Origin of the sequence: Arthrobacter sp. I3 (genome assembly GCF_000520575.1) — a bacterium.
In the GTDB taxonomy this organism is placed as follows: domain Bacteria; phylum Actinomycetota; class Actinomycetes; order Actinomycetales; family Micrococcaceae; genus Arthrobacter; species Arthrobacter humicola_A.
Window position 1 is genome coordinate 23,445 of record NZ_KI914943.1, and the last position, 5,677, is coordinate 29,121.

6 protein-coding genes are annotated in these 5,677 nt (G+C 71.9%); 4 read left to right on the top strand and 2 right to left on the bottom strand.

Annotated elements, in window-relative coordinates; genetic code table 11:
- From Y706_RS26095 to Y706_RS0116885, 3 genes are all read left to right on the top strand, one after another.
- Positions 1–1,103, top strand: a 1,103-nt coding sequence (locus Y706_RS26095; RefSeq protein WP_043436352.1) for an FAD-binding protein, incomplete at its 5' end; no start/stop codon positions are given.
- Between the two features lie 35 nt (positions 1,104–1,138).
- A complete protein-coding gene (gene nadC, locus Y706_RS0116880) occupies positions 1,139–2,065 on the top strand; it encodes a carboxylating nicotinate-nucleotide diphosphorylase (protein WP_043436360.1) in 927 nt (308 codons plus the stop codon).
- 8 nt (positions 2,066–2,073) lie between these two features.
- Entirely contained in the window at positions 2,074–3,237 is a 1,164-nt protein-coding gene (locus tag Y706_RS0116885; protein ID WP_028277526.1) for a cysteine desulfurase family protein, read from the top strand.
- A gap of 2 nt (positions 3,238–3,239) precedes the next feature.
- On the opposite strand, the gene Y706_RS0116890 is transcribed toward Y706_RS0116885, so the two are convergent.
- Entirely contained in the window at positions 3,240–3,725 is a 486-nt protein-coding gene (locus tag Y706_RS0116890; RefSeq protein ID WP_028277527.1) for a GtrA family protein, read from the bottom strand.
- Between the two features lie 4 nt (positions 3,726–3,729).
- Positions 3,730–4,404 carry a DUF1684 domain-containing protein gene (locus Y706_RS0116895; RefSeq protein WP_028277528.1) on the bottom strand — a complete coding sequence of 225 codons (675 nt, stop codon included), beginning with the start codon at positions 4,402–4,404 and terminating at the stop codon, positions 3,730–3,732.
- Positions 4,405–4,529: 125 nt separating this feature from the next.
- On the opposite strand from Y706_RS0116895, the gene Y706_RS26100 reads away from it, so the two are divergent.
- Positions 4,530–5,677, top strand: a 1,148-nt coding sequence (locus Y706_RS26100; protein ID WP_052355095.1) for a M20/M25/M40 family metallo-hydrolase, incomplete at its 3' end; no start/stop codon positions are given.

A 5,677-nucleotide genomic window follows, 5' to 3' on the forward strand; every position in this document is an offset into this window, starting at 1 on the left:
TCTTTGCCCGCACCAGCAACCCCGCCGTCGCCACCGCCGACGGCCTGGCCCTGGCCTGGCGTGCCGGCGCCGCGGTGCGGGACCTCGAGTTCTTCCAGTTCCACCCCACCACCCTTGCCGCCGAGGAGATTCCAGGCGGGCCGCCGGCCCTGCTCATCTCCGAAGCGGTCCGCGGCGAGGGCGCGGTGCTGCTGGACTCCGCGGGGTACCGCTTCATGCCCGACTACCATCCCGACGCCGAACTGGCCCCCCGCGACGTCGTCTCCCGCAGCATCGCCCTGCACCTGGCCGCCACCGGGGCCGCGCCGGACAGCCCGGTCTACCTGGACGCCCGCGGCATCGAGGCAGCGCGGGGCGCGGGCTTCCTGGCCCGGCGGTTCCCGACCATCACGGCGGCCACCCTCGCCGCCGGCTACGACTGGACCACAGAAACGGTCCCCGTCTCCCCGGCCGCGCACTACTGGATGGGCGGCGTGTGCACCGACCTGCGGGGCCGCACGTCCGTTCCCGGCCTGTACGCCGCCGGCGAGGTCGCCCGCACCGGGGCGCAGGGGGCAAACCGGCTGGCGAGCAACTCGCTGCTGGAGGGCCTGGTGTTCGGCCGCCGCGCCGTCGAGGACTTCCTGCGCGCCGACCCGTCGCACGACACCACTGCTCTGCGTTCTGTCTCGGCCGCGGGCGGCCTCCCCTTGACGCACGCTTCCGCAGCGCCGTCGCACGACTTCACGTCAGGGGAGGACACTTTAGCGAGCGTGTCCGAAGATTTTGTGAACTCGGTATCCGCGTACGGGGTTTTCTCGCGCGACGCTCTTCGGCGGTTGATGACGGCGGACGCCGGGGTAATGCGCAGCGGGGAGCAACTGCGGGAGGCGGAGACCGTGCTTGCGGCCTGGGACGCCGTTGTCCATTCTGAGACCGCTCCCGATTCCGGCCACAGTGACTGGCTCTGCCAGGATGCCCATGAGGACCGGAACCTGCTCCTCGCGGCCCGCCTGCTCGTGGCGGCTGCCCTGAACCGCACGCAGTCCGTCGGAGCCCACTACCGGGCGGACACGGACGACGCCTCAGCCCTCACCCATTCCATGCAAAGGATTTCCTCGTGACCACCACTGCCCACGCAACCGCTGCCCCGGAAACCCTGCCCTCCCGCGCCGCGGCGCTCGCCGGGAGCCTGCCCGAGGCCGCCGTTCTGGCCGTCCTCCGCACGGCGCTGCAGGAGGACGCCCCGTCCGGGGACATCACCTCGCAGGTGCTCATCCCCGTGCAGGCGCGGGCGACGGCGGTTCTCAACGCCCGGGTTCCCGGCGTGCTGAGCGGAGGGGAGGTCTTCGCCGCGGCGATGAAGCTGACCGACCCGGGCGCCGTCGTCGAACTGCTGGTCACCGACGGCGAGGCCTTCGCCGCCGGAACCGCCCTGGCCCGCGTGACCGGGAACGCCCGCGCCGTGCTGCTGGCCGAACGCGTCGCCCTGAACCTGGTCCAGCGGATGAGCGCCATCGCCACCAAAACGGCCGAGTTCGTGGCGCTCGTGGCCGGCACCGGGGCCCGGATCACCGATACCCGCAAGACGACGCCGGGGCTGCGGGTGCTCGAACGCTACGCCGTCCGCTGCGGCGGCGGCGCCAACCACCGCTTCAGCCTCTCCGACGCCGTCCTGGCCAAGGACAACCACCTGGCCGTGCTCACCGGCGGCGACCCGGCGAAGCTGACCGCAGTGCTCCGCGGCGCCAAGGCCCAGCTCGGCCACACAACACACTTCGAAGTGGAGGTGGACACCATGGAGCAGATCGAGCCCGTCCTTGCCGCCGGGGTGGACACCATCATGCTGGACAACTTCTCCCTGGCCGAGCTCGCGGCCGGCGTCGGACTGGTGGGCGGCCGGGCCCGCGTCGAGGCCAGCGGCAACGTCAACCTCTCCACCGTGGCGGACATCGCGGCCACCGGGGTTGACGTCATCTCGATCGGCGCCCTGACGCACAGTGTCACGGCCCTGGACCTCGGCCTGGACATTGAGCTTGACGTCGAGCCGGCCGTCGACTCCGGCGCCGGTCCGGCGGCCGGCTGAGGCGCACCATGATCTTCCTCGACGCCGCGGCCACCACCCCGGTCCGCCGCGAGGTGCTGGAGGCCATGTGGCCGTACCTCACGGGCGAATTCGGCAACCCGTCAAGCCATCACTCCCTGGGTGAGGCGGCTGCCGCGGCGCTCGCGGGGGCCCGCGCCGCAACCGCCAAGGCCCTCGGCTGCCGCCCCGGGGAAGTCGTCTTCACCTCCGGCGGCACAGAAGCGGACAACCTCGCCGTCAAGGGCATCGCCCTGGCCCGGCGCGCCGCCGATCCGCGCCTGGACCGGGTGGCGATCAGCGCCGTCGAGCATCCCGCGGTGGAAGAATCCGCCCGGTACCTCGAACGGGTGCACGGCTTCGCCGTCGACGTGATCCCCGTGGACCGCTTCGGGCAGGTAAGCGAAGAGGCCCTCGCCGCCGTGCTGCAGCCCGGCACGGCCCTGGTCAGCATCATGTACGCCAACAACGAGGTCGGCACGGTCCAGCCCATCGCCCGGCTCGCGGCGCTGGCCCGTGCTCACGGAGTCCCGTTCCACACCGACGCCGTCCAGGCCGCCGGCTGGCTGCCGCTGGACACCGGCGCACTGGGCGTGGACGCTCTGAGCATTTCCGGCCACAAGCTGGGCGCGCCCAAAGGCAGCGGCGCGCTGTTTGTGCGCGGACGGGTCCGGCTTGAACCGCTGGTCCACGGTGGCGGGCAGGAGCGCGGCCGCCGGTCGGGCACGGAAAACGTCGCCGGCGCCGTGGCGCTGGCGACGGCCCTGGCACTGCCGCGGGAACCGGCCGGGCACGTCGCTGCCCTCCGCGACGGGTTCATCGGCGCCGTGCTGGCCGGTGTTCCCGGTGCGCTGCTTACCGGCCACCCCACCGAGCGGTTGCCGTCAGTGGCATCCTTCTGCTTACCGGGCACGAGCGGTGAGTCCGTGCTGCTGGAGCTCGAACGCCAGGGCATCATCTGCTCCAGCGGTTCCGCGTGTGCCGCCGGCTCGGATGCGCCCTCACCCGTGCTGCTGGCCCTGGGCATCGGGCCCGAGATCGCCCAGACGGCGGTCCGGTTCAGCTTCGACTCGACCGTGACGGCAGCGCAGTTGCAGGAGGCGGCGGCCGCGGTCCGCACCGCCGTCGCCGGCGTCCGCTCCCTCGGGCAGGCGGGCGCGGCCGGCGGTGGATGAAGCTAGCGGTGGCGGGCGCGGCGGAAGATCCAGTGCCGCAGCATCGTGAACCGCACGGCGGTGGCGGCGAAACCGGAGAGGGTGGTGGTCCACAGCTCCTCCGCCACGGTGGCGTCCGGGTTGACCCAGTGCAGGACGGCGAGGCTGCCGCCGGTGATCAGCAGCGCGACGAGGATTACGATCAGGCCGTTGAGGTGGTCGCGCTTCATCCGGCGGCGTTCGGTGATCTTGAACGTCAGGCGCCGGTTGAGGGCGGTATTCATGAACGACGTCAGGATCAGGGCCGCCGCGTTGGCCGGCTGTGCCCCAAGCCAGGGCCGGGAGAGGGCGTACAGGGCCAGGGAGGTCAGGGTGCAGACAATGCCGACGCCGGTGAACCGGATGAGCTGCCGGACCACGGGATAACGCAGGACTCCCCGGTACCGGCGCGTCTTCGGCCCGAGGACGACGGCGGGGGCAGGGTCAAGCTGTTCGAGCTGGGACTCCATCCGCTCAGTACAGCTCGCCCACGGGGATGTCCACGGCCAGCCGGTTTGCCGGGCCAGCCAGCGGACATGCCCAGGCCTCGTTGTAGGCGCACGAGGGGTTGTAGGCGAAATTGAAGTCCAGGATGAATTCGGCCTGGGGCCCGGAGCCCCGCACGCCGTGGAAAGCTCCCTTAATGGTGTCCAGGAGGTAGCGTCCGGCGCCGTAACTGCCGCCGGGCTGGCCGGCGGTGGCGTCACGGAACGGCACGAAGATGCCCCCGCCGTAGCCCCTGAGCTTCCAGACCGCGAGCTGTCCCATCTCGGGCAGGTCGAAGGTGCCCAGCCGCACAAACCGGACCAGGCCGTCGGTCCCGGTCTCTACGTTCATCTCCCGCCCGGCGCCCTCGGGGGTTAGCGGGACGTGGAAGCGGTAGATCGGATCGTAGTCCGCCGTCTTCAGGCCGCCGAAGGTGGCCTTGGCCTCGGCCGTCAGCGCGGACGCCGGGTGGGTGCCGAACATGCGGTCCCGCTCCTGGCGCCAGTAGGAATGCGCCTCGGCCGGGCTGTCCGCGGCAATCTTCCGCGTGGTGGCGTAAAGGGCAAAGGTCCGCAGCCGCCAGTCCGCGATATCGAGGGCCGACATGCCTGCCACGTCGCCCAGATCCCCAAAGTGCGTTCCGTCAATGCTCTGTTCGGCCATGCCCCCAGCGTATCCGCTTTCCCGAGACCGAAATTTGTGCGCCGAATTGTGCCCCGGATTCCGGGGCCGGACCCGCGCGCCGAATAGCCGGTTCCGGCGGACCCTCCGGCCGTAGACTTTCGCGCATGCGCAACCCCCTGCAGAACGCCGCCGCCGGCAATACCCTCAAGAGCCCCGGCGGAACACCGGGCGGCCCCGGGCACCCGCCGGGCGCCGGGCGCGCGGCGGCGTCGCTGGCGGAGCTCGTGACGTACCGGACCGTGTCCAGCCGGGCTGGGGCCTCCCAGGCCGGGGCCGGGGTGGAAACAGCCGAGTTCGAGGCCTTCATCGCGGCGCTGCCCCGGTTGTATCCGGCGGTCCATGCTGCCCTGGAACTGGAGCGGGTCAACGGCCACGCCCTCCTGTACCGCTGGCCCGGCGCCGCACCAGCGGAGGACCCGGCGGCCGCGCACCGGGCATCGGTGCTGATGGCACACTACGACGTCGTCCCGGCAGACGACCCGGGGGAGTGGACACACCCACCGTTCTCCGGCCACAACGACGGCACGTTCCTCTGGGGCCGCGGGACGCTCGATGACAAGGGCCAGCTCGTGGCCATCCTGGAAGCGGCCGAGAGCCTGCTGCTGGCGGGGTATTCGCCCGCGCACGACCTCTACTTCTCGTTCGGCAACAACGAGGAGACGGCCGGCAACAGCGCGGCGGCCGCCGCCGACCTGCTGGCCGGCCGCGGCGTGGTGCCCTGGCTCGTCCTGGACGAGGGCGGTGCCGTCGCGGGCGGCGCCTTCCCGGGGGTGAACCGGCCGGCCGCCGTCGTCGGCGTGGCCGAAAAGGGAATCCTGGACGTGGAGCTGCTGACCCGGGACCCGGGCGGACACGCCTCCACACCGCCGCGGATGGGGGCGACGGCGCGGCTGGCCCGCGCCATCACCCGGATCGAGCGCAGCCCGTTCCCGCAGTCGCTGCCGGAGGTGACCGCCGAGATGCTGCGCCGCTTCGGCCCGCACACCCCGCCACCGCTGCGGGCCGTGTTCGCGAACGTGGCACTGCTCCGGGCGCCGATCACCTGGCTCTTCGGCCGGCTCGGCAGCGAGACCAACGCCATGACCCGGACCACCGTCGCCATCACCACGCTCGAAGGCAGCTCCGGGGCCAACGTCCTCGCCGCCACGGCGAAGGCCAACGCCAACATCAGGGTGGCGGTGGGGGAGACGGTCGAGGGCACCATGGCACTGCTGCGGAAAATCATCCGCGACCCGAAAGTCGGACTGCGCGT

What these genes read in the sequence shown, in the direction of transcription:
- Y706_RS0116885 (WP_028277526.1), top strand. Translation starts at nt 2,074, where the DNA reads ATGATCTTCCTCGACGCCGCGGCCACCACCCCGGTCCGCCGCGAGGTG.
- Y706_RS0116890 (WP_028277527.1), bottom strand. Translation starts at nt 3,725, where the DNA reads ATGGAGTCCCAGCTCGAACAGCTTGACCCTGCCCCCGCCGTCGTCCTC.
- Y706_RS0116895 (WP_028277528.1), bottom strand. Translation starts at nt 4,404, where the DNA reads ATGGCCGAACAGAGCATTGACGGAACGCACTTTGGGGATCTGGGCGAC.